Source organism: Arthrobacter tecti (genome assembly GCF_054511355.1).
This window is the reverse complement of the sequence record NZ_JBTNCT010000003.1, coordinates 48665-69253: the sequence shown is the minus strand read 5'-3', so window position 1 is coordinate 69253 and position 20589 is coordinate 48665. Positions and strand designations below refer to the sequence as shown.

The following is a 20589-nucleotide window of genomic DNA, read 5'->3' as shown; positions in this document are numbered from 1 at the left end:
ATTCAGCATCGACTCTCCAATAGGTGACCGTTTGAACGTTTCAAAACGTCACCTATTGGAGAGTCGATGCGGTGGAACGACGACGACGACGGGCTGCCGCCGTCGTCGTCGTTTGGAAGGCGTCGGCCTAGACTGGCGAAATGGGAGACAACGAAGACCGCCAGTTGCTCATTGCCGACACCCTCGTGGAGGCATTCAAACCGCTGATGGAGGCGGACGCGCACGGGTTCCGGACGAAATTCCGGAAGATGGCCGCCGATCCGTTCGCGTTCTACCGCGGCAGCGCATGCCTCTTCTACGCGGATATGCGCGAGCTGGAGGATAAGTGGGCTGACGAGAACACAGCCCGGGTCTGGATCCACGGCGATCTCCATGCGGAGAATTTCGGCACCTACATGAGCAGCACGGGTGAGCTCACGTTCGACATCAACGACTTCGATGAGGCCTATCTCGGCCACTTCTCCTGGGACCTTCGGCGTTTCACGACCTCGCTGGCGCTGATGTCCTGGCAGAAGGCGCTGCCCGCCGAAGCGGTCCGCAGCCTCGCGCGGACGTACCTTTCGGCGTACCTGGAGCAGGTCAAACATTACGACGACGCCGGCCAGGACGACTTCGCGCTCCACCTCGGCAACACTTCCGGCACCATTCACCGCGTGCTACTCGCCGCCCGGGCGTCCCGCCGCACCGACCTGCTGGACGCCATGACGCTCGTCGATGACCACGAACGGCACTTTCGGGACAACAGCAAAACCCGGCGACTGGACGAGGCGGAGTACGAAATGGTCTCGAAGGCATTCGAGGGCTACCTGGCCACCATTCCGGAAGACAAGCGGTCCAGCCGGGAGATTTTCTACCATGTGAAGGACATTGTCGGCAGCAAGGGATTCGGCATCGGCAGTGCCGGACTGCCCGCTTACAACGTGCTGATAGAGGGGTACAACGAGGCGCTGGAGAATGACATCATCATCTCCATGAAGCAGGGCAATGTCGCCGCGCCCAGCCGTATTGTCACGGATGAGCGGGTGCGTTCCTACTTCGAGCACGACGGCCACCGCACGGTCATCAGCCAGCGGGCGCTTCAAGTGCATACCGATACGTTCCTGGGTTACACAACGGTGGACGGCGTCGGCTTCGTTGTCGATGAACTTTCCCCTTACAAGGCGGACCTGCGCTGGGACAACCTCACCGAACCGGATGAAATTGAGCCGGTACTGGTGGACCTCGGCCGCGCGACGGCCAAGGTGCACTGCGCTTCGGACCAGGACAGCGAACAGGATCTCGTGGATTTCCAGACCGAGCGCGCCATCATGCAGGCGGTCGACGGACGGCGCGACGAGTTCATCGATGACATCATCGAATTCTCGATGGACTACGCGCAATCGGTCCGCGGCGATCACGCGCTCTTCGTCGATGCGTTCCGCGAGAACCGCATCCCGGGCGTCCCCTCGACCTGAGCGCATCGCACCTAGGAGAGACCTGCATCGACTCTCCAATAAGTGACCGTTTGGACGTTCAAACGGTCACCTATTGGAGAGTCGATACCGAAAGGGGAGACATACATGGACTTTGACGTATTGGTGATCGGCGCCGGGCCGGCCGGCATGGCCGCAGCAACGCGCGCCGCCGAACTCGGTGCCCGGACCGCCGTCGTCGAACGCGCCCGGCTGGGTGGCACCTGCGTGAACTCGGGCTGTGTGCCCACCCGTGTGCTCGCGAAGACGGCGAGGTTGTACCGGGAGGTGCGCACCGCGCAGGACTACGGGATCGTGGTCCACGAGCCGGCGATGGACTGGCCGCAGCTGATCAGGCGGGTCCGCGCAACCGTGGACCGGGTGCTGGAAGCCAAAGCGTACGACGGCGCCATGGGCCGCCTCGGCATCACCCACCTGAGCGGGGACGCCTCTTTCACCGGCCCGCATGAGGTCACCCTCGACGGCCGTACGGTCACCGCGACCTCCATCATCCTCTGCGTGGGCGGCAGCGCACGCAGGCTGCCGATCCCCGGCGCCGAGCACGCCGTGCTGCCCTCCGACGTACTCGACCTGACCGAGCTCCCCGGAGCAGTAGCGATCATCGGCGGCGGCCATACCGGCGCGCAGCTCGCCACGATCTTCGATGCGCTCGGCTCCCGCGTGATCCTTCTGGACCTCGCGCCGCGCATCCTGCTGACCGAGGACCAGGACGTCGCCGCCGCCGTCACCGAGGGCTTCCGGACCCGCGGCGTGCAGGTGGAAACGGGTATCGGAGGCGTGGACGGCATAGACCAGCACGACGACGGCGGCCTTGAGATCCGCTGGCACGGCACCGATGGCGGCCACTCGGCGCGGGTTGACGCCGTGGTCATGGCGGCGGGCTGGCCGGCCAACATCGACGGACTGGGTCTGGACGCTGCGGGCATTGAAGCGGGACGCAGCTCGATTCCGGTGGACAACTACCTGCGCTCGAACGTGCCCCACATCTTCGTTGCCGGGGATGCGAACGGTACGTCGATGCTCGTGCAGGCAGCCGTCTTCGAAGGCGAGACGGCGGCGGAGAACGCCGTGCTCGGTGCTCACCGCACCACGCCGCACCACCTCCTGCCCGAGGGTGGGTTCACCGACCCGGATTACGCCGGTGTGGGCCTCACCGAAGCGGCGGCGCGCGAACGCGACGACCGGTGCGCCGTCGTCGTCGTTCCTTATGGTTCCGTGGAGCGGCCGATCATTGACGACCGGGAACAGGGATTCCTGAAACTTGTCACGGACAGGCACCGCGAACTGATTCTTGGTGCGCATGCGGTGGGTGAGAACGCGGTCGAGGTGATCCAGGCGGTGGCGTCCGCGATGGCTGCAGGAACTGACGTCGCGACGCTGGCGCGGGTGAAGTTCGCGTATCCGACGTACAGCTCGATCATCGGGCACGCTGCACGGGCTGCCATGCGCGGGGTAGGGAAAGACTCCTGGTGAGCAGACTGCTAATGTGGGACGAGGATCACTACAAAGCTGGCTTATGAATGTCGGAGGGTGGACGGCGAAACTGCCGCGCCTCCGTCATGACAGCTGGGAGGAGTAGCTATGGGCAGCGCGGAGAAGAAGTTTTCGGCAACCGAGGAATCGGACAGCAAGCATCCACATGACTGGGGCCGGGCCATGGCGGTTGCGATCAGCAGGCTCGTGGACATGGCGCATGAAGCCGGGGACGTGGTGGAGGACGAGAATCTCTACGGCGAGGACCTGCACCTCTACGTCACGGAGACCGAGCACGGCGCAAACATCACCATGTCCTGGACGCCGCGAGAAACCGCGCGTGATTCGAATGCCGATTCGAACAACGCGTCGAACAGCCAGGAGCAGTCATGAGCAGCCAGAACCCTGATCCGGACAAGGAAAAGATCACCGGTCTGGAGCCGGGCGGCGGTGTTCCTCCGGGCGAGACCCCGCCCGCCGAAGCCAGCACCGGTGGCCCGCAGGGGCATGAGGAGAACGCGCCAGGCAAGGCCGCGTCCCGGATCTGGCTCGTTCTTATCGGGATTGTTGTGCTGCTGGGGCTGCTGTTCTTCGTGGGCTACATAGCGGGTTTCTTCTAACATCGAGCCACCCCTGCGCGCCGGCCGCGAAGGCTGACGGGTCCAGTGTCGATGCACCGGCGGATATAACGCCGAGTAACAACCCGTGGTCGCGCTCCAGAAGGCCCGTAGCCGCAGGGGAACGCACGACGCCGGTGCTAGACGTTGGGGGCAAGATCCGTCCCTGCCCCTCGCTGGCGGATGGCGGGGTCGTGAGCCCGCGTGGGTCCCGGCCCGCCGTCGTCGCGCTGTCCGTTGTTGTGCTGCCCGTTGTCGCGCTGCCCTGGGGCTGGCTGACCGTTGTTGTGCTGTCCTGCAGCGTGGTGTCCCGGGGCGAGGACGACGAAGCCGGCGTCGGCGATCATGTCGAGGTCCGCTTTGGCTTCCTGGCCTTCGCTCGTGAGGTAGTCGCCGAGGAAGAGGGAGTTGGCGACGTGCAGGGCGAGCGGCTGCAGCGAGCGCAAGTGCATCTCGCGGCCGGCGGCCATTCGCAGCTCGGCGTCCGGGCACGCGAAGCGGACGAGGGCGAGGATACGCAGGCACTGCGCAGGCGTGAGCAGCCAGGTATCCTCGAGCGGGGTGCCCTCGAACGGCATGAGGAAGTTCACGGGAATCGAGTCGGCGCCAAGGTCCCGGAGCGCAAAGACGGCGTCGATCAGCTCGTCGTCGGTCTCCCCCATGCCCACGATCAGGCCCGAGCAGGGTGAAAGACCAGCGTCCTTCGCTTTGCCGACGGTGTTCACGCGGTCGGCGTACTCGTGCGTGGTGCAGATGTCGGCGTAGTTCGATTCGCTGGTGTTGATGTTGTGGTTGTAGGCGTCCGCGCCCGCGTCCCGCAGCCGGTCCGCCTGCCCGTCCTTCAGGATGCCGAGGCACGCGCACACCTCCACCTGCGGGTGCTCCTCCTTGAGCCCGGCCACCAAAGTTGCAACGCGCTCCACGTCCCGGTCCGTCGGGCCTTTGCCGCTGGCCACGAGGCAGACCCGTGAGGCGCCGGCGCGTATTCCGCAGGATGCCTGCTCGGCTACCTCCTCCGGCTTCAGCCACGTGTACTTCAGGATCTGCGCGGCGGATCCGAGTCGCTGGGAGCAGTACGTGCAGTCCTCAGGGCAGAGGCCCGATTTGAGGTTCACGAGGTAATTCACCTTCACCGTGTTGGTGAAGTGGGCGCGGCGGAGGATTGCGGCCGCTGCCACGAGATCGAGGAGCGCGGCGTCGTCGGAAGTCAGGACTGCGAGGGCCTGTGCGCGCGTCAGGACGCCACCGCCAAGCTGTTGGTCGGCCAGCGCCGAGAAGGACTTGAACACCGTTTTATTGAACACCGTTCAATAGTGTTCATCTGTGGACAACTTGTCAATCGGGAATGTCCCTTCACGGGTCATCCGCTTCAGGAACGCTCAAGGACCCCCACAGACGCGGATAGAGTGGAGGTATGTTCCTTGACCGCCCCCAAGCCCTATCTGACAAAGCGGTCCTCGAAGGTCGCCGATCACTACTGGCCACCGCTCCGCACATCCAAAGCCTTGAACAATGGCGCGCCGACTACGTGGCCGCGCGATCAGTACGCATTCCGCATTTCGACCCCGCCGATGCGGGCGATCAGGCGCGTGTCCTGTTCGTGCTGGACCGTCCACCGGAAGAGGTGCTATCCGAGCAGGGTTCCGGTTTTGTTTCCGTTGACAACCCTGACAGCTCCGCGGAACGGTGCTGGATCGAGCGCGATGCAGCCGGCCTGCACAACGAGGTCCTCATGTGGAACCTCGTCCCTTTCCCGGCGGCCAGCCCAACTGCCGATGACAGGACGGCCGGCGCCAAGGCCCTCGGCTCGGTGCTTCGCCTCCTGCCGCGGCTTGAGGTGGTGCTGCTGTGCAGCGATATGGTGCAGCAGACGTGGGAACGGCATCTCAGGGACCGGGTGCCGCGAGTGATCGCCATCAAGGCTCCGGGAGTCGGACCGCAGGCACTATCGCGCAAGACGAAGCAGGAAGAGCTCCGGAAAGCGGTACTCCGCGCGAAGCGCCTGGTCGGTTAGCCGCTCAGGCCGGGTAAAGACAATGGCTTTGTCCCGCGAGCAGATCATCGACGCCGCGCTGAGAATCCTCAACAGCTACGGTTTCGCGGATTTGTCCATGCGCCGGCTGGCGAGGGAACTCGATGTCCAACCCGGCGCCCTGTACTGGCATGTGAAGAACAAGCAGGATCTTCTCACCGTTGTTGCCGAACGCATCCTTGAACCGGTCGCATTTCGCAGCGGCGGCGCGGAGAAGGACGCAATCCGGCAGACGGCTGAGGAGATTCGGGGCGCCCTTCTGGCGGTGCGTGGTGCGGCCGACGTCGTCTCACTCGCCCAGACACTCAGCCCCAACCTGTTGCTCCCGGGCTTGGAGTCGCTATTCGGTAGCCTGGATGGCCGGCAGGCACGCTGGGCGGCGCGGGCGCTGGTGCATTACATCCTGGGCGCGGTAGCTGAGGAGCAAACGCATGCCGAACTGGCGCAGGCGGGCTTGCTTCCGGAGAACACCCCCGACGACGACGGCGCCGCCTTCCGTTTCGGCGTCGACCGGCTTGTCGCGGGGCTGCTTTCGGGCTAGCTTCTGGCCCGTGCCGGGCGCTAGAGGTTGTAGTAGGTCCTCAGCGAGTCTTCGTTTTCAGGAGTCAGACCTTCCTCGGAGGAGAAGTCCGGCGAATCCTTGATCGCATCCTTGGTCACTGCCACGAACAGGCTGTCTCCATCGAGCCTGGAACCGGCCAGCGGTACAAAGTTCTCGCGCGAATTCAACAATCCCAGGCCCACGGTCACCCAGGCTGGTTCACCGGAGACGCCGTCAAGGTGAACCTGGGAGACGTTTCCCAGCTTTTCGCCGTCCACATCCCACGCCGTAGCTGCCTGTAGTTGTTCAAGTTCCAGCCGCTCCATCATGCCTCCACCGCTCGATGACAAGTACGCTTACCATTCCAGCTTAATGGGGCGGTGGGGGCAACGCCCGGAAGTTCGCGTGGTGGAGATGAAGCGAAATCTCGCGGATCCGCGATGAGGTGCGGGGCTATGTCCCTTCTTGAGAAGTGCCTGCAGAGTGCATTTCGCAGGCATTGCCTGCAGCTCGCAGCCAGAGTGCACTTCGCAGGCATTGCCTGCAATGAGTGCAACGCGGGCACTTTCCGTGAAGACATCCAGGCCCGGCGGACGGGACCCGCCATGGACCTAGCCATCCGACGAAGCCCCTCCTTCCCGCCATCCGTACGTTTTCCCAGATAGCGGTGCGTAGAAGTAGAACGGCCCGTCCGCCGGGCTGGGGCCCGCATCCTTGGATGCTTCCAGAAACGCCTCCTCAGCAGCAGGGTTCATTGCCGGCGCGTCAGCGCGGACGAGTTCCTTCTCACCTTCAGTGGCCCCATCCGAAACCACAACGAATCCATCACCCAGCTCAGCGGCCAGCCTCCGGGCGAGGTCCCGTCCGTCCGCGGTGAGACGGTCATCGCGTGCACCGGATAGCAGCCCGTCGCCTTGGTATTGCGCGGCCTCCCACCTTGCCAAGTCCTCGATCAGTTCAGCGCTCAGGTGAGAGTCCGCAAAACACATCGGTCCGCTGGCAGTCCAAATCGGGGACTCAGCGTAGCCAGCGAAGAGCCGCACCCTCGGCAGGTGCTCCTCAGGATTCCCGGACATGCCAGCCTCCACATAGCTGTAGCGAGCACCCGATGCTGGGCTCCACCCACACCATCCTGCACTACTCAATCGAGCCCGCCCAGCTCAATCAAGGCCGCGCCCACCTCAATCGAACCCGCCCAGCTCAATCAAGGCCGCGCCCGACGCCAACCGCAGCCCGCCCAGCTCAATCAAGGCCGCGCCCACCTCAATCGAACCCGCCCAGCTCAATCAAGGCCGCGCCCGACGCCAACCGCAGCCCGCCCAGCTCAATCAGGGCGCGCCCGACGCCAATGCGAAAGGCGCCCCACGGAAAGTGGCGCGCCCTTCACGCGGCGGTTGCCGCCGTCGTCGTCGTGCTTTTACTGCTCGGCGGCTTCGGCTGCCTCGTTGAGCATCGGCAGCCACTCATCCAGCGCCCAGATGAGGCTGAGCGGGTTCGCGGCGGAGAGCGAGAGGGTGCGGGTGGGGTTCGTGTCCGCGACGAGCGTGCCGTTCTCGACGGCGGGAATTTGGCTCAGCAGCGGATCCTCGGCGATGGCCGTGGCCACTTCCTCGCTATCTACTGTGGTGACGAAAATGTCGGACTCGAGTTCATTGGCTCGCTCGGCCGCCCAGGGGAAGTAGAACGAACCCCCGGCTGCGTCGAGGTTTTCGGTCACGACATCGGCCTCAACCATGCCGAGCTGAGTAAGGAAGCGCGGACGAAGATCACCCGAGGCGTAGATGCCGATGGGCTCAGGGCCCTGCGGCACCAGGTTGCCCCAGATGAAGGTCTTACCCTCAAACGCCGGGTACTCCGCAGCGGCTTCCTCGATGGCGGCTTCGGTTTCAGTGACGACTTCTTCGGCCTTGTCGGACAGTCCCAACACGTTGCCGATGATAGTGGTCGAATCCTGCCACGCGGTGCCGAACGGCTTTTCCGGGTAGGCCACAACCGGGGCGATTTCGCTAAGGGTCTGGTAGTCCTCCTCGGTGATACCCGAGTAGACAGCGAGGATGACATCAGGATTGGTTGCGGCGATCTCGTCGAACGCGATGCCGTCGAGTTCGGAATACTGGACCGGCACATTCTCGGAACCGATAGGTGCGCCGAGCTCCTCGAGCTTGGCGTCCTTCCACGGGGTGGAGCCGTTCTCGTTCTGGCCGTATTCGTCAAGCGGCATGCCCACCGGTACCACGCCAAGGGCCAGGCTCACATCGGCATTGACCCAGGAAACCGTCGCGACCCGCTCCGGCTTCTCCTCTATGACGGTCTCACCGTAGACGTGCTCGATGGTGACCGGGAAGGCATCCGCTGAGCCGGCTTCGTTGTTGCCGACTGCTTCCGTGCCGCCACCGGCGGGGCCCGTGGAACAAGCGGAGAGGGACAGTACGGTGATGGCTGCTGCAGCTATCAAACCGCGCAGGCGTGTGGGGGCCATGAGGGCTCCTGACTTTCGTGACGGAGAAGGACGAGTCGGACGGACCGTCGGTTACGAAAGTAAGGCTAACCTATCCTCAGCGCTATTACGAAATGTTTGTGTTGCGTAATAGTCTCAGTCCCGGGCCTTGCGGGTCTCCTTGTTGTTCGCCTTTTGGATGGCGTCGACGAGTTCCTTCTTACTCATCGACGAGCGCTTGGGAATGTCGAGTTTCTTGGCGACGTCGTAAAGGTGTTCCTTGGTGGCATTCTCATCCACGCCGGCCGCCGTCTTCTTGTTCGTGGACCGGCCGCCCTTGGCCTGTTCGTCGGACGGACCCTTGTGATCCTTTTCCTCCCAGTGGTCGCCGACCTTCTCATGCGTGTGCTTGAGGGCGCTGTACGCCGTGCGGTGCGCGCGTTCGCCGTCGCCGTACTGGTCCTCGGCGGAATCCAGCGTCTTCGCGTAGGTTTCCTGCGCCTTTTTGTTCGACCGCTGCAGGGTGCTCGGCAGTTCGTCGGTCTTGACCTTCCCCTTCTTCGTCACTTTCGGCATTGCGTCAGCTCCGTTCGTTCGAGGTTCGCCTGGTCATCCCGACACTATAAGCGCACTTAGTAACCCGCAAGGGGACCTGCCCGGCTCTATACCTGCGCGGCAACTCCCGCCAGGTACTTCGCCAGGGCGCCGGGCGCGGACCTCGGCGCTTCGCTTTCGACAGCCGCGTTGTAGTTGGTATTCGTGTTCACGTCGTAGGTCAGGATCCGGCCGTCAGCGGTCTCCATGAACTCGATGCCGCAGACCTCGATGTTGTTCCGGCGGGCGAATTCGACGTACTTCCCAATGATCGGGTGGTCGAAATCCCGGCGGAGACTAAACAACTGCTGGTCAGCCTCGGGCTCTATGGTGGCTCCGGGAGGCATGATGGGCTTGCCCGTGGTCGGATCAATTGCGCACGCATCTGCCGGGCAGAGCTGAAATCCGCCGCGGGCTGTATCCGCCTGGATCGCGTAGATGAACTCGCCGCCTACGATCTCCACCCGGGTGATCACCGGCTCCGCTGCCTGGATGTACTCCTGAACCAGCGTGATCCCATCCTGCGGTTCCTCGAACTCGTCCGAAGCTACGTACTCCGCAAGCTCGCCTTGGCTCTCAAACTTCCGGACGCCGAGGCCCTTGCCGCCCTGATTGTGCTTGGTGATGAACGGCGTCGGGAAGCCCTTCGCCGCCTCGAGGATCCGTTCCCGGCCAATCGCAGCCACAGTGCGCGGGGTGTCGATGCCAGCCGCCTTCAGTGCTGTGAGCTGGTCGATTTTGCTCATCTCAAGTTCGAGGATGCGCCGTCCGTTGATGGTCCGCCGTCCGTGCGCTTCGAGCCAGGAGAGCACTGCCCGGGTGTAGTCCTTGGACAATCCGTGGTCCCGCGTATGGGCGGAGGCACTGATCCGCGACCAGAAGATGCCCTCCGGCGGCGTCGAGTCGAGGTCAAGCACGCCGTCGGTCAGCAGCCATTCCTCGAACTCGAGGCCTTCCTGCTCGAAGGCTCGCGCAAACGGGGGAAACCACTCGGGGTTCTCGTGCAGGGCGTAGATCTTTTGCGCAGTCATATCCGGTGCAACGGTGCTCTCAGGCAACCTATTCCGACGCCGGGAGGTAAATCCCGTTGCCTGGACCCATGGGAATCTCGAAGAAGAAGAACACGCTGAGGATCGCAACCCAGGCCAGCCAGAACGGAACCACGAACGGCAGCATGCGGGCAATCAGCGTTCCCAGTCCAGCAGCCGGTTCGTACTTCCGGAGCATGGCGAGGAGCACGATCATGTACGGGTTGAGCGGCGTGATCACCTGCGTCGCGGAGTCACCAACGCGGAATGCGCCCTGGATGAACGCCGGCTCATACCCGAGCAACACGAACAACGGAACAAAGACCGCCGCCATCAACGTCCACATCGCCGAACCCGAGATGATGAACAGGTTCAACAGTGACGCCAACAGGATAAACCCGAGGATGGCCGGGTAGCCCGTGAGGCCAATCGCTTCGAGCCCGCCTGCACCGGCCACCGCAATCCACTGCCCGATTCCGGACCAGTTGAACAACGCGATGAACTGCCCCAGGATGAACGCCAACACAAGGAACCCCGCCATGTCACGGATAGCCTGGCCCATCACGCGCGGCACGTCCTTGCCGTTCGCTATGGTGCCCACGAGCTTCCCGTACACAAGTCCCGGCACCACGAACATGGTGAAGACAATGAAGACGATCGAGCCCAGCAGCGGCGAATCGGGCAGGAAGGCACCCTCTTCGTTGCGCCACGGGGAACCCGGGATGGTCACCGACACGGCAATGGCTGCGGCCAGCACGACGCCGGTTATCATCGCCCAGCGCAGGGCTTTGGTTTCGCGCGGGTCGAGTTCGGCCTTGAGGTCGGCCGCCGCGGCGGCGGGGGCGTCGTCGTCGTCGGCTACCTCGTCCCGTGAGACGCCCTGGCGGTTCAGCCGCGGCTCCAGCACCTTGTCGATGATGAAGCCGGCGATGACCATGAGCACCAGGGCCGAGGCCACGTTGAAGAAATAATTCGAAACGGGCGTGACGGGCGAGCCGGCGTTGGGCAGGGTCTCGGTGACCGCCGTCGTAATCCCGGCGAACAGGGCGTCGAGGCTGGTGACCAGGAGGTTCGTCGAGTAGCCGGCTCCGGCCGCCGCGAAGCCTCCGAGCAGACCGGCGACGGGATGCCTGCCGGCCGCCTTGAACACCAGCGCGGCGAGCGGCGGGATAACCACGAACGCGGCGTCGGACATGATCGAGCCCAGCACGCCGACAACACCGACGGCGTACGGCAGCGCCCAGCGCGGTGCCGAGCCGAACGCTTTCCGGATCATCGCCGCGAGCAACCCCGACTTCTCGGCCACACCGACTGCGAGGAGGATGGGAAGCACCGTCACAAGCGGTGGGAAGCCGAGGTAGTTCGGGCCCAGGTTCTGGGTCAGCCAGGTGAGCCCCTCGGCGGTGAACAGGCCGCGGATCCGGGTGATCTCGTCGCTGCCCGGAACCTGGACGGAGACGTTGCCCCAGGCCATCGCGGTGGAGACAACGGCGGTGATCCCGAAGAGGATGAGGAAAAGCATGAACGGCTCGGGCAGTTTGTTGCCGACCCGTTCAACGCCATTGAGGAATCGGTCGGTGAAGCTGCGCCGGGAGACGGCTGAGGATGTCACGGGTGCTCCTTGGGGATGTGGTTCAGTCGAAGTAGGCGGGGACGTCGATCGCCCCGCCCTGGAATTCGAACTCATCGCGGACAGCCTGCTGCAGGGCCGGATCGCTCAGGTAGTCCAGAGCGGTGAGCGCCAGCCCGGCGGCGCCGTCGTACGCTCCGCGCTCCGCTGCTTCGGTGTTCGCTGCGGCCGCGAACTCGCGGGTGTGCAGGGCCGTCCCCGAGTCCGCGATGCTGATCAACGGGTGGATACCGGGAATGCGGTAGCTGACATTGCCGAAGTCCGTGGAGGCGGCGAGGGTATCGGAGACGACGCCGGCCGGCAGCGGACTGCGCCCCCTCCCCTGCTGCGCCTTGACCCAGCGGCCGGTAAGGGCGGTATTGGTCCTGATGGGCAGCGACGGCGGGTGCTCGTCCCACAACAGGTCGACGGCGGTGCCGGTCATCAGCGCCGCCCCGCGGGCAACGTCCCCGAGCCGGTTGCTGAGGTCCTTCAGCGTCTCCGGAAGGCGGGAACGAGCGTAGAGCTTCAGGACCGCACGGTCGGGAATGATGTTCGGACTCTGCCCGCCCTCGACGATGTTGGCGTGCACCCGGTCCGACGGCGGCAACTGCTGCCGCAGCAGGCCGATGCCCTGGTAGGCGAGGCTCGCGGCGTCGAGCGCGTTGCGTCCCATGAAGGGCTGGGCGGAGGCGTGCGCGGCAACGCCGGTGAACGTCATCGTGAGCAGGCGGCGGCCGAGCCAGGCCTGGTCGGCGAGGTCATAACCATAGGGATGGACCATGATCGCGGCGTCCACGCCGTCGAACGCCCCATTCCGAGCCATCATCTCCTTGCCGGAGTGCCCTTCCTCCGCCGGTGTGCCGAGGAAGACCACCTTGCCCTTCAACCGGTTCTTGACCGCTGCGAGGGCCAGGAAGGCGCCGACCCCGGTGGCCGCGATGACGTTATGGCCGCAGGCGTGGCCAATGCCGGGAAGGGCATCATACTCACTCAGTACCGCGATGGTGGGGCCAGGTTCCGCGCCGGTGATTTCAGCGCGCAGTGCCGTTTCGACGCCATGGGCGCCGGTGGTGGCCTCGATGCCGTGCCTGGCCAGGACTTCGGCCAGAACTTTGGCACTGTTGTGCTCCCGGTACGCGGTCTCAGGGTTGGCGTGAAGGGTGCGAACAATGTGCGCGAGATCTTCTTTCAGCGCATCGATCCGCTGTTCAACCTCGGCAGCCAGCTCCGGTGGAGCGCCCTCGAACGGTGACTCCTCGGTTGTAGCAGTTGCCATCTTCCGCCGTGTCTCATTGGCGATGGACGTAAGAAAGGCCGGGTCCGGCACAGTCGGTTCGGTCATCTTGGTAGCTTAGGCAACTATCGCCGGGATAGGCAGGGTGCACGGGAAACCGGAGGTAACAATCCCGGATACCTCAGGTCAGCGACTGGGCTCGCGATCCAGCGCAGCCTCATGATCCTCGTGTGCCCGCTTGATGAGGGCCATGAACTCGTCCTCATTCCGGATGAGCCGCTTGTACTTCTCCGGCTGCTTCCTGAGCATTTCTTCTTCGCGGCGCAGCTTGTTGTAGATCTTCTCGCGCTCGTTGATGTCGGTTTCGTAGTTGAGGTCGAGGTACTCGTTGGCGTGGCGGCGGGCGCCGGAAACCAGGTTCTTGGCCTTGCCCTTGGGGCTCAGCAGCGAAGCAAGAACAGTGATGACCAGGACGCCGCAGATCACCGCGAGCGAAAGGCCGGTGGAGATTTCGATAACGGGAACCGGCTCGCCGTCGTTGATGAACGGCACGTTGTTCTCATGCAGTGCGTGCAGGATCAGCTTCACGCCGATGAAACCCAGGATCGCCGCGAGGCCATAGGAGAGGTAGATCAACCGGTCCAGGAGGCCGTCAATCAGGAAGTAAAGCTGCCGCAGGCCCATCAGGGAGAACGCTGTGGCCGTGAACACGATGAACACTTCCTGGGTCAACCCGAAGATCGCGGGAATGGAGTCCAGCGCAAACAGGATGTCCGTTCCGCCGATTGCCACCATGACCAGGAGCATCGGGGTGAGGACCTTCTTGCCGTTCTCGACCGTGAACAGCTTGTCGCCGTCGTAATGTTCCGTGGCCGGAAGGAACTTCCGTGCCATCCGGATGATGAAGCTTTCTTCCTCTTCCACCCGCTTGGGCTTCAGGATGTTACCCGCGGTGAGGAGCAGGATCAGCCCGAAGATGTAGAAGACCCACGCGAAGGAGTTGATGAGTGCGGCCCCGACGAGAATGAACCCTGTCCGTGCGATCAGTGAGAAGACAATGCCGAACAGGAGCACCTTCTGCTGGTCGGCACGGGGCACCTTGAAGGTGGTCATGATGATGAGGAAGACAAACAGGTTGTCCACCGAGAGCGCCTTCTCCGTGATGTACCCGGCGAAGTATTCCTGGCCATACCTCGGGCCCGAGAGAACCAGGACGCCGACGCCGAACAGCAGCGCAATGCCCACGTAAATAGCGGACCAGATGCTGGCTTCCTTCAGGGAAGGCGTATGCGCTTTACGGACGTGGAAGAAGAAGTCGAAGAGTAGTAGCGCCACGATTCCTGCAATGGTCAGGATCCAGACAATGGTGGGCACTTCCATGCGAACGACTCCTAATAAGTAGGCTTTGTGTTCACCGTAGTTTGCTGGCCAGCACAGCCGCAAGACGGCTCAGTACCGGATGGTGTCAATCAGCTTGATGATCCTGTCGATCGTACGCGGATCCGTTTCCTCAGGCATGGCGCCCGTACCGGTGAGCGAGGCGTTGAAGTAGATGCCGTCGCCGAGCAACATCACCAGGTGCACCATGTCTTCGTTTCCGACCGCGTCCATGAGAACCGTGAACCACTGGTTGCGGCACTCGGCGAGCAGTTCATTGGCTTCCGGGTAGGAGCCCTGTGCCAGCCGGGTGACAGCCATGTTGCAGCGTTCCAGCGGGCTCGCAATCTCCAGTGAGCTCTTGATGTAGTACGTGGCGGCGCGTTCGGGTTCGGCGCGCATGACGGCGAGATCCGCATCCACCAGGTCGCGGAGCCTCGTGAAGAGCGCCTGAGCGAGCTCATCCTTCGACTTGAAGTGGTAGGTGAGCCCTCCCTTGGAGACGCCTGCCCGCACCGCGATGGCGTCGAGGGTGGCGCTGCGTTCGCCCTCATTGATCAGGATGTCCTCGTACGCGTCGATCAGGCGCTGAAGAGTGGTTGGTGCGTGACCCATAGCCCAGAGTTTACGGACTATCGAAAAAACCGACTAGTCGGTATAGTGATGCGCATTACACCAAGCTCCGCCACAGAACCTCACAGGAGGCGATTCATTTGAGTGATACATCGGTCCATCGCGGACCATCGGCAACGGACGCAAACGGGAAGGGACTCGCAGCAGGGACGCTCGGGGTCTTCGGCTCTGTTGTTATCGGACTCGCCTCGACGGCGCCGGTCTATTCCCTGGCAGCGACCCTCGGATTCGTTGTTCTCGCCGTCGGCGCACAGGCTCCGATCGCCTTCATCCTCGCGTTCATCCCCATGCTCTTCATCGCATTCGCCTACCGGGAACTGAACCGCGACGTGCCGGACTGCGGAACCGCTTTCACCTGGGGAACCAAGGCGTTTGGGCCCTGGGTGGGCTGGATGGCCGGGTGGGGCGTCGCCGTCGCCGGCATTGTGGTTCTCGCAAACCTGGCCCAGATAGCGGGCCTCTACTTCTGGTTGCTGATCGGGGACGGCTCGCTCGCCGAGAACACCATGCTGGTGACCTTCACCGGCGTCGTCTTCATCGCCCTCATGACCTGGGTGAGCTACCGGGGAGTTGAGATTGGCGAGAAGCTGCAGAACTTCCTGCTCGCAATCCAGTACGTGGCGCTGGCACTGTTCGTGGTGCTCGCCGTCGTCGGCTTCTTCAATGGGAGCGCCGAGAATGCGACGCCGCCTTCGCTGGACTGGTTCAACCCGTTCGCTTTCGGCAGCGTGGAGGGATTCACCGAGTCCATCCTGCTGGCGCTGTTCATCTACTGGGGGTGGGACACGTGCCTGGCGCTCAATGAGGAGACCAAGGATGCGCGCCGCATTCCCGGCCGTGCCGCAGTGATCACCACCCTGGTGCTGCTGGTCACCTACGTCGGCGTGACCGTTGCGGCAATGATTTACGCCGGCGTGGGCGACACCGGCCTGGGCCTCGCCAATGAAGAAGGAGCCGAGGACGTCTTCTTCGCACTCAAGGACGCCATCCTGGGGCCCTGGGCCTGGCTCCTCGTTGTGGCTGTACTGGTCTCAGCCGTCTCATCCACCCAGACCACCATCCTGCCCACCGCCCGCGGCACCCTGTCCATGGCCGTCTACAAAGCGCTCCCCCGCCGGTTCAGCACCGTCCACCCGAAGTTCAAGACGCCGTCGTTCTCCACTCTCGTGATGGGCATCGCCGCAAGCGGGTACTACGTGGTGATGACAATGATCAGCGAGAACATCCTGGCGGACTCCATCCTCTCGCTCGGCCTGGCCATCGCGTTCTACTACGCCATCACGGGGTATGCGTGCATCTGGTACTTCCGGCGCGAACTCTTCGTGTCACGGCATAGCTTCTTCTACAAGTTCCTGCTCCCGCTGCTGGGTGCGCTGATGCTCACGGCCGCGTTCATCAAGTCCGCGGTGGACATGCTCGACGTCGACTACGGCTACAGCGTGCTCTTCGGCATCGGCGGAACGTTTGTGGTGGGCATCGGCTCGCTGGCGTTGGGGCTGGTGCTCATGGTGGCCTGGCGCTTCGCCCCGCGCTCCCGTGCGTTCTTCCGCGGCGAGAGCCTCAACGAGGACACCCCCGTGCTGGTGCCCGATTCCCCCGAGAACTACACGCGGTCCGTCGACGGCGGGCTCTCCTGACCTTTCCCCTCCCATCGAGTCAGCAGAAATGACTAGGTATCAGCTGATTTCGTAGCGATTTCTGCTGACTCGATTCGAAATTCACCAACAAAGAAAGTAGCAACATGCGAATCCTCATCATTGGCGCCGGCGGAGTTGGCTCGGCAGCGGCCCGAATAGCCGTGCGGCGTTCCTTCTTCGACCTCCTGGTCGTGGCGGATTACGACGCCGGACGCCCGGAAGCGCTGGTCGCTTCCCTTTCGGACGCGCGGCTGGTGGCGGCGCAGGTGGACGCGTCGTCCGCAGAGGCGGTTGCCGCCGTCGTGCGCGAACACCAAATCACCCACGTGCTGAACGCCGTCGATCCGCGGTTTGTGATGCCGATCTTCAACGGTTCCTTCGACGCCGGTGCCACCTACCTGGACATGGCGATGAGCCTCTCCACCCGGCATCCCGAGCAGCCCTTCGAAAAGCCGGGCGTGATGCTCGGGGACGAGCAGTTCGCGAAGTCGCAGGAATGGGCCGACGCCGGACGGCTCGCGCTGGTGGGCATTGGGGTTGAGCCCGGGCTTTCGGACGTCTTTGCCCGGTATGCGGAGGATGAACTGTTCTCCTCCATCGATGAACTGGGCGTGCGCGACGGCGCGAACCTGACCGTTGAGGGCTATGAGTTCGCTCCCTCCTTTTCGATCTGGACCACCATCGAGGAGTGCTTGAACCCGCCGCTGATCTTCGAGAAGGACCGCGGTTGGTACACCACCGAACCGTTCAGCGAGCCGGAGGTCTTCGACTTCCCCGAGGGCATCGGGCCCGTTGAGTGCGTGAACGTTGAGCACGAGGAAGTCGCGCTCATGCCGCGCTGGACCTCCGCGAAGAAGGTCACGTTCAAGTACGGCCTGGGGGACGAGTTCATCGGCGTCCTGAAGACCCTGCACAAGCTCGGCCTCGACTCGACGAAGCCGCTGGACGTGAAGGGCGTTTCGGTGGCGCCGCGTGACGTGGTGGCTGCGGCACTGCCCGATCCGGCGACGCTGGGCGACCGTATGACGGGCAAGACCTGCGCGGGTCTCTACGTCACCGGGCTCGACAAGGAGGGCAACCCACGCAAGGTGTACATCTACCATGTGGTGGACAACGAGTGGTCGATGCGCGAATACCAGTCCCAGGCCGTCGTCTGGCAGACCGCGGTGAACCCGCTGGTGGCACTGGAGTTGCTGGCGAACGGCACCTGGAAGGGCGCGGGCGTGCTCGGCCCGGAGGCGTTCGACAGCCGGCCGTTCCTTGAACTCCTCGCCTCACCGGAAGGCTACAACTCCCCCTGGGGCATCGAGGAGCGCTAAAGGCTCCATGTAGAAACTGCCCGTAGGTTCAGCCCTGCCGGTTCGAACCGGCGCTCCTGACCCCCGGGCAGTTTCTACGCGAACGATGACCAGGATCAACGCCAACGACGACGGCGGGTGCCCACCTCGGCGGGGGCACCGGCCGTCGTTCGCGTTTTCCTACCAGGCGTAGTCTTCCGGGGCGGTCTTGTGGCCGGGGAAGATTTCGTCGAGGGTGGCGAGGGCGCTGTCGTCGAGCTTTATCGCCAGGGCGCGAAGGCCGCCGTCGAGCTGTTCCTGGGTGCGCGGCCCGATGATGGGCGCGGTGACGGCGGGCTGTGCGAGCAGCCACGCGAGGCCGAGGTCACCCGGATTGTGGCCCAGCGAATCGGCGAAGTCCTCGTAGCGCTGGATCTGGTCGCGGTGCTTCTCGAGGGTGTCGGCGGCCCGGCCCTCGACGCGGCGGACACCCTCGTTCTCCTTCTTCAGGACCCCGCCCAGCAGACCGCCGTGAAGCGGCGACCACGGGATGAGACCGAGACCGTACTCCTGGGCTGCCGGAATCACCTCGAGCTCAACCGTGCGTGTCAGCAGGTTGTAGATGGACTGCTCGCTCACGAGGCCGGTGTAGTTGCGGCGGGCGGCGGCGGCCTGCGCCTGGGCGATGTGCCAGCCGGCGAAGTTGCTGCTGCCCGAGTACAGGATCTTCCCCTGTTGAACGGCCACGTCGATGGCCTGCCAGATCTCGTCCCACGGTGTGGTTCGGTCAACGTGGTGGAACTGGTAGAGGTCGATGTAGTCGGTCTGCAGCCGCTTCAGGCTGGCATCGAGCGCCCGCCGGATGTTCAGCGCGGAGAGCTTGCCGTTGTTCGGCCATTCGTTCATGTCGCCGTACAGCTTGGTGGCGATCACGGTCTTCTCGCGACGGCCGCCGCCCTTGGCGAACCAGCGGCCCACAATCTCTTCCGTCCACCCCTTGCTCTCACCCCAGCCGTAAACATTCGCGGTGTCGAAGAAGTTGATGCCGGAGGCGTGGGCGGAGTCCATGATCGAGTGGGCGTCGCCCTCTTCGGTCTTCGGCCCAAAGTTCATGGTGCCGAGGCAGAGACGGGATACGGACAGGCCGGAGCGGCCGAGATGCGTGTACTCCATTGGGTATTCCTAACGCTCGGGGACTTGAATCGTTTTCCATCCTGCCAAGTCCGGGCCGCCGGCGCTAGAGGTAAATGTTTCCTGCAGCAACATGTCGGAGCGGACCCGTAGGATTTTGCCCATGACCTCCCTGCCCATTGCACTGATCACCGGAGCGTCCCGCGGCATCGGCCGTGCCATCGCGGACGAGCTCGCCCCCACCCACCACCTGCTCCTCGGCGGGCGGGATCGCGCGGCACTGGAGGCGGCGTCGTCGCAGTACCCCTCGGCGGAGCCTTTCGCGCTCGACGTCCGCGGGGTGACGCAGGCGGACGTAGCCGGTGTCCAAAGACTCGACGTACTGGTCCACTCCGCCGGGGTCCTGCGGATGGGTGCGGTGGCAGAGCTCGACGACGACGCCTGGCGGGACAGCTTCGAAATCAACGTCTTCGCCGTAGCCCGGTTGACCCGGCTGCTCCTGCCCGCCCTGCGTGCAGCCGGTGGCCAGGTCATCGCGATCAACTCCGGGTCCGGTTACAACTCCGGCGCAGGGTCCTCCGTCTACAGCGGCACCAAGTTCGCATTGCGGGCACTCACGGATGCGCTCAGGGAAGAGGAACGGGCCAGCGGCGTGCGGGTCAGCTCCATCCATCCGGGCAGGGTTGCCACTGACATGCAGCAGGACCTGCACGAGTTCGAGGGCAACGACTACTCCCCCGAAGCCTGGATCCAGCCTGCCCAGGTAGCCAAGGCGGTTCGGCTCGCCGTGGACGCGTCACGGGACTCCACGATCGAGTCGCTGAACATCCGGCCGTCTGGGATGGCATGAGCAACACCGTCCGCCTGGTTGCAACCGTGACGGGCGAGGTTCAGGGTGTCGGCTTCCGCTACCGGACCCGGCAGCAGGCCGAGCAGTTGGGCCTGGTCGGCTCGGCCACCAACCGCCCCGACGGTTCGGTTCTCGTGGTGGCAGCCGGGCCGCCGTCGTCGGTGGAACAGCTGTTGAGGTGGCTGAATTCGGGCGGCACACCCGGCAGGGTCGAGCATGTGGACGCCACCATGCACGACGACGGCGCCAGCCACCTCAGCGGCTTCGCCACAGACTAGCGGGCTTGGGTCCCGGGTCAAGCGCAACCGGAGGCCGGCTGCTAGGGTGCTGGGACAGATTCTTAGGGGGAGCGAAAATGCAGGTTCAAGGTTGGCACATCATCATCATCCTGGCGTTGTTGGCCGTCGTGGCGGTGCCGATCGTCCTTGGGCTGGCGGTTGCCGCCGGGCGGAGGCGCCGAAGCGGGCCGGCCGTCGATTCCGGTGCGCCGCACTCGCAGGAACGCACTGCTTCCAAGGAGACGCGCCTGGCGGAGCTGGAGGATCTGCGCCGGCGCGGCGTCATCACGGACGAGGAGTACCGGAAAGCGCGCGGGGACGTACTCGGGAACTGAACGGGCTCAGAATCCGCGTGGCTGCTCCGTG

Annotated in this window: 22 protein-coding genes; 11 read left to right on the top strand and 11 right to left on the bottom strand. The window is 64.1% G+C overall.

The window, feature by feature from the left end; translation table 11 throughout:
* Nucleotides 1–140: 140 nt before the first annotated feature.
* The 4 genes from ACX80C_RS05000 to ACX80C_RS04985 all read left to right on the top strand — a co-directional run bounded on the left by ACX80C_RS05000 (nucleotide 141) and on the right by ACX80C_RS04985 (nucleotide 3565).
* Entirely contained in the window at nucleotides 141–1454 is a 1314-nt protein-coding gene (locus ACX80C_RS05000; protein ID WP_459325163.1) for a DUF2252 domain-containing protein, read from the top strand.
* A gap of 105 nt (nucleotides 1455–1559) precedes the next feature.
* Nucleotides 1560–2945, top strand: coding sequence for a dihydrolipoyl dehydrogenase family protein (locus ACX80C_RS04995; RefSeq protein ID WP_459325162.1), 1386 nt, complete (start codon nucleotides 1560–1562; stop codon nucleotides 2943–2945).
* Nucleotides 2946–3053: 108 nt separating this feature from the next.
* Entirely contained in the window at nucleotides 3054–3338 is a 285-nt protein-coding gene (locus ACX80C_RS04990) for a hypothetical protein (protein ID WP_459325161.1), read from the top strand.
* Entirely contained in the window at nucleotides 3335–3565 is a 231-nt protein-coding gene (locus tag ACX80C_RS04985; protein ID WP_459325159.1) for a DUF6480 family protein, read from the top strand. Before ACX80C_RS04990 ends, ACX80C_RS04985 begins: the two co-directional genes overlap by 4 nt.
* 137 nt (nucleotides 3566–3702) lie before the next feature.
* On the opposite strand, the gene bioB is transcribed toward ACX80C_RS04985, so the two are convergent.
* Nucleotides 3703–4851 (bottom strand): biotin synthase BioB, encoded by a 1149-nt coding sequence (gene bioB / locus ACX80C_RS04980; RefSeq protein WP_459325470.1) that lies wholly within the window; start codon nucleotides 4849–4851, stop codon nucleotides 3703–3705.
* A gap of 125 nt (nucleotides 4852–4976) precedes the next feature.
* Here bioB and ACX80C_RS04975 point away from each other — a divergent pair, with 125 nt between their 5' ends.
* Together ACX80C_RS04975 and ACX80C_RS04970 are read left to right on the top strand one after the other, a co-directional pair.
* Nucleotides 4977–5576 (top strand): uracil-DNA glycosylase family protein, encoded by a 600-nt coding sequence (locus ACX80C_RS04975; RefSeq protein WP_459325158.1) that lies wholly within the window; start codon nucleotides 4977–4979, stop codon nucleotides 5574–5576.
* A 22-nt stretch (nucleotides 5577–5598) separates the two neighbouring features.
* The gene (locus ACX80C_RS04970; RefSeq protein WP_459325157.1) at nucleotides 5599–6135 is read left to right on the top strand and encodes a TetR family transcriptional regulator; all 537 of its coding nucleotides are present in this window, start codon (nucleotides 5599–5601) and stop codon (nucleotides 6133–6135) included.
* 20 nt (nucleotides 6136–6155) lie between these two features.
* Here ACX80C_RS04970 and ACX80C_RS04965 read toward each other — a convergent pair whose 3' ends face one another.
* The 9 genes from ACX80C_RS04965 to ACX80C_RS04925 form a co-directional block, all read right to left on the bottom strand.
* Nucleotides 6156–6464, bottom strand: coding sequence for a PRC-barrel domain-containing protein (locus ACX80C_RS04965; RefSeq protein ID WP_459325156.1), 309 nt, complete (start codon nucleotides 6462–6464; stop codon nucleotides 6156–6158).
* A gap of 282 nt (nucleotides 6465–6746) precedes the next feature.
* Complete coding sequence (locus ACX80C_RS04960) at nucleotides 6747–7211, bottom strand: hypothetical protein (protein ID WP_459325155.1); 465 nt, start codon at nucleotides 7209–7211, stop codon at nucleotides 6747–6749.
* A 341-nt stretch (nucleotides 7212–7552) separates the two neighbouring features.
* Entirely contained in the window at nucleotides 7553–8614 is a 1062-nt protein-coding gene (locus ACX80C_RS04955) for an ABC transporter substrate-binding protein (protein ID WP_459325154.1), read from the bottom strand.
* A gap of 114 nt (nucleotides 8615–8728) precedes the next feature.
* Nucleotides 8729–9148 carry a ChaB family protein gene (locus ACX80C_RS04950; RefSeq protein WP_459325153.1) on the bottom strand — a complete coding sequence of 140 codons (420 nt, stop codon included), beginning with the start codon at nucleotides 9146–9148 and terminating at the stop codon, nucleotides 8729–8731.
* An 86-nt stretch (nucleotides 9149–9234) separates the two neighbouring features.
* Nucleotides 9235–10197 (bottom strand): ATP-grasp domain-containing protein, encoded by a 963-nt coding sequence (locus ACX80C_RS04945; RefSeq protein ID WP_459325152.1) that lies wholly within the window; start codon nucleotides 10195–10197, stop codon nucleotides 9235–9237.
* Nucleotides 10198–10225: 28 nt separating this feature from the next.
* On the bottom strand, nucleotides 10226–11806 hold the full coding sequence (locus ACX80C_RS04940; protein ID WP_459325151.1) for an AbgT family transporter: 1581 nt from the start codon (nucleotides 11804–11806) through the stop codon (nucleotides 10226–10228).
* 22 nt (nucleotides 11807–11828) lie between these two features.
* Nucleotides 11829–13148, bottom strand: a complete 1320-nt coding sequence (locus ACX80C_RS04935; RefSeq protein ID WP_459325150.1) for a M20 family metallopeptidase — start codon at nucleotides 13146–13148, stop codon at nucleotides 11829–11831.
* A 78-nt stretch (nucleotides 13149–13226) separates the two neighbouring features.
* Entirely contained in the window at nucleotides 13227–14420 is a 1194-nt protein-coding gene (locus ACX80C_RS04930; RefSeq protein ID WP_459325149.1) for a TerC family protein, read from the bottom strand.
* Nucleotides 14421–14489: 69 nt separating this feature from the next.
* On the bottom strand, nucleotides 14490–15032 hold the full coding sequence (locus tag ACX80C_RS04925; RefSeq protein WP_459325148.1) for a TetR/AcrR family transcriptional regulator: 543 nt from the start codon (nucleotides 15030–15032) through the stop codon (nucleotides 14490–14492).
* A gap of 98 nt (nucleotides 15033–15130) precedes the next feature.
* Here ACX80C_RS04925 and ACX80C_RS04920 point away from each other — a divergent pair, with 98 nt between their 5' ends.
* Together ACX80C_RS04920 and ACX80C_RS04915 are read left to right on the top strand one after the other, a co-directional pair.
* Nucleotides 15131–16687, top strand: a complete 1557-nt coding sequence (locus tag ACX80C_RS04920; RefSeq protein ID WP_459325147.1) for an APC family permease — start codon at nucleotides 15131–15133, stop codon at nucleotides 16685–16687.
* A 104-nt stretch (nucleotides 16688–16791) separates the two neighbouring features.
* Nucleotides 16792–18006 carry a saccharopine dehydrogenase family protein gene (locus ACX80C_RS04915; RefSeq protein WP_459325146.1) on the top strand — a complete coding sequence of 405 codons (1215 nt, stop codon included), beginning with the start codon at nucleotides 16792–16794 and terminating at the stop codon, nucleotides 18004–18006.
* A gap of 159 nt (nucleotides 18007–18165) precedes the next feature.
* Here the strand turns inward: ACX80C_RS04915 and ACX80C_RS04910 are convergent, their stop codons facing one another.
* Nucleotides 18166–19137 (bottom strand): aldo/keto reductase, encoded by a 972-nt coding sequence (locus ACX80C_RS04910; RefSeq protein WP_459325145.1) that lies wholly within the window; start codon nucleotides 19135–19137, stop codon nucleotides 18166–18168.
* 121 nt (nucleotides 19138–19258) lie between these two features.
* Between ACX80C_RS04910 and ACX80C_RS04905 the strand changes: the two genes are divergently transcribed.
* The 3 genes from ACX80C_RS04905 (at nucleotide 19259) to ACX80C_RS04895 (ending at nucleotide 20558) form a co-directional block, all read left to right on the top strand.
* Nucleotides 19259–19945 carry an SDR family oxidoreductase gene (locus ACX80C_RS04905; RefSeq protein ID WP_459325144.1) on the top strand — a complete coding sequence of 229 codons (687 nt, stop codon included), beginning with the start codon at nucleotides 19259–19261 and terminating at the stop codon, nucleotides 19943–19945.
* Nucleotides 19942–20223: an acylphosphatase gene (locus tag ACX80C_RS04900; RefSeq protein ID WP_459325143.1), complete on the top strand. Its 282-nt coding sequence runs from the start codon at nucleotides 19942–19944 to the stop codon at nucleotides 20221–20223. Before ACX80C_RS04905 ends, ACX80C_RS04900 begins: the two co-directional genes overlap by 4 nt.
* 77 nt (nucleotides 20224–20300) lie before the next feature.
* On the top strand, nucleotides 20301–20558 hold the full coding sequence (locus ACX80C_RS04895) for an SHOCT domain-containing protein (protein ID WP_459325141.1): 258 nt from the start codon (nucleotides 20301–20303) through the stop codon (nucleotides 20556–20558).
* Nucleotides 20559–20589 lie beyond the last annotated feature (31 nt).

Bases quoted from the DNA above. Each gene is read 5' to 3' on its own strand.
- ACX80C_RS05000 (WP_459325163.1), top strand. From the start codon at position 141: ATGGGAGACAACGAAGACCGCCAGTTGCTCATTGCCGACACCCTCGTG.
- ACX80C_RS04995 (WP_459325162.1), top strand. From the start codon at position 1,560: ATGGACTTTGACGTATTGGTGATCGGCGCCGGGCCGGCCGGCATGGCC.
- ACX80C_RS04990 (WP_459325161.1), top strand. From the start codon at position 3,054: ATGGGCAGCGCGGAGAAGAAGTTTTCGGCAACCGAGGAATCGGACAGC.
- ACX80C_RS04985 (WP_459325159.1), top strand. From the start codon at position 3,335: ATGAGCAGCCAGAACCCTGATCCGGACAAGGAAAAGATCACCGGTCTG.
- ACX80C_RS04975 (WP_459325158.1), top strand. From the start codon at position 4,977: ATGTTCCTTGACCGCCCCCAAGCCCTATCTGACAAAGCGGTCCTCGAA.
- ACX80C_RS04970 (WP_459325157.1), top strand. From the start codon at position 5,599: ATGGCTTTGTCCCGCGAGCAGATCATCGACGCCGCGCTGAGAATCCTC.
- ACX80C_RS04965 (WP_459325156.1), bottom strand. From the start codon at position 6,464: ATGATGGAGCGGCTGGAACTTGAACAACTACAGGCAGCTACGGCGTGG.
- ACX80C_RS04960 (WP_459325155.1), bottom strand. From the start codon at position 7,211: ATGTCCGGGAATCCTGAGGAGCACCTGCCGAGGGTGCGGCTCTTCGCT.
- ACX80C_RS04955 (WP_459325154.1), bottom strand. From the start codon at position 8,614: ATGGCCCCCACACGCCTGCGCGGTTTGATAGCTGCAGCAGCCATCACC.
- ACX80C_RS04950 (WP_459325153.1), bottom strand. From the start codon at position 9,148: ATGCCGAAAGTGACGAAGAAGGGGAAGGTCAAGACCGACGAACTGCCG.
- ACX80C_RS04945 (WP_459325152.1), bottom strand. From the start codon at position 10,197: ATGACTGCGCAAAAGATCTACGCCCTGCACGAGAACCCCGAGTGGTTT.
- ACX80C_RS04935 (WP_459325150.1), bottom strand. From the start codon at position 13,148: ATGACCGAACCGACTGTGCCGGACCCGGCCTTTCTTACGTCCATCGCC.
- ACX80C_RS04930 (WP_459325149.1), bottom strand. From the start codon at position 14,420: ATGGAAGTGCCCACCATTGTCTGGATCCTGACCATTGCAGGAATCGTG.
- ACX80C_RS04925 (WP_459325148.1), bottom strand. From the start codon at position 15,032: ATGGGTCACGCACCAACCACTCTTCAGCGCCTGATCGACGCGTACGAG.
- ACX80C_RS04915 (WP_459325146.1), top strand. From the start codon at position 16,792: ATGCGAATCCTCATCATTGGCGCCGGCGGAGTTGGCTCGGCAGCGGCC.
- ACX80C_RS04910 (WP_459325145.1), bottom strand. From the start codon at position 19,137: ATGGAGTACACGCATCTCGGCCGCTCCGGCCTGTCCGTATCCCGTCTC.
- ACX80C_RS04905 (WP_459325144.1), top strand. From the start codon at position 19,259: ATGACCTCCCTGCCCATTGCACTGATCACCGGAGCGTCCCGCGGCATC.
- ACX80C_RS04900 (WP_459325143.1), top strand. From the start codon at position 19,942: ATGAGCAACACCGTCCGCCTGGTTGCAACCGTGACGGGCGAGGTTCAG.
- ACX80C_RS04895 (WP_459325141.1), top strand. From the start codon at position 20,301: ATGCAGGTTCAAGGTTGGCACATCATCATCATCCTGGCGTTGTTGGCC.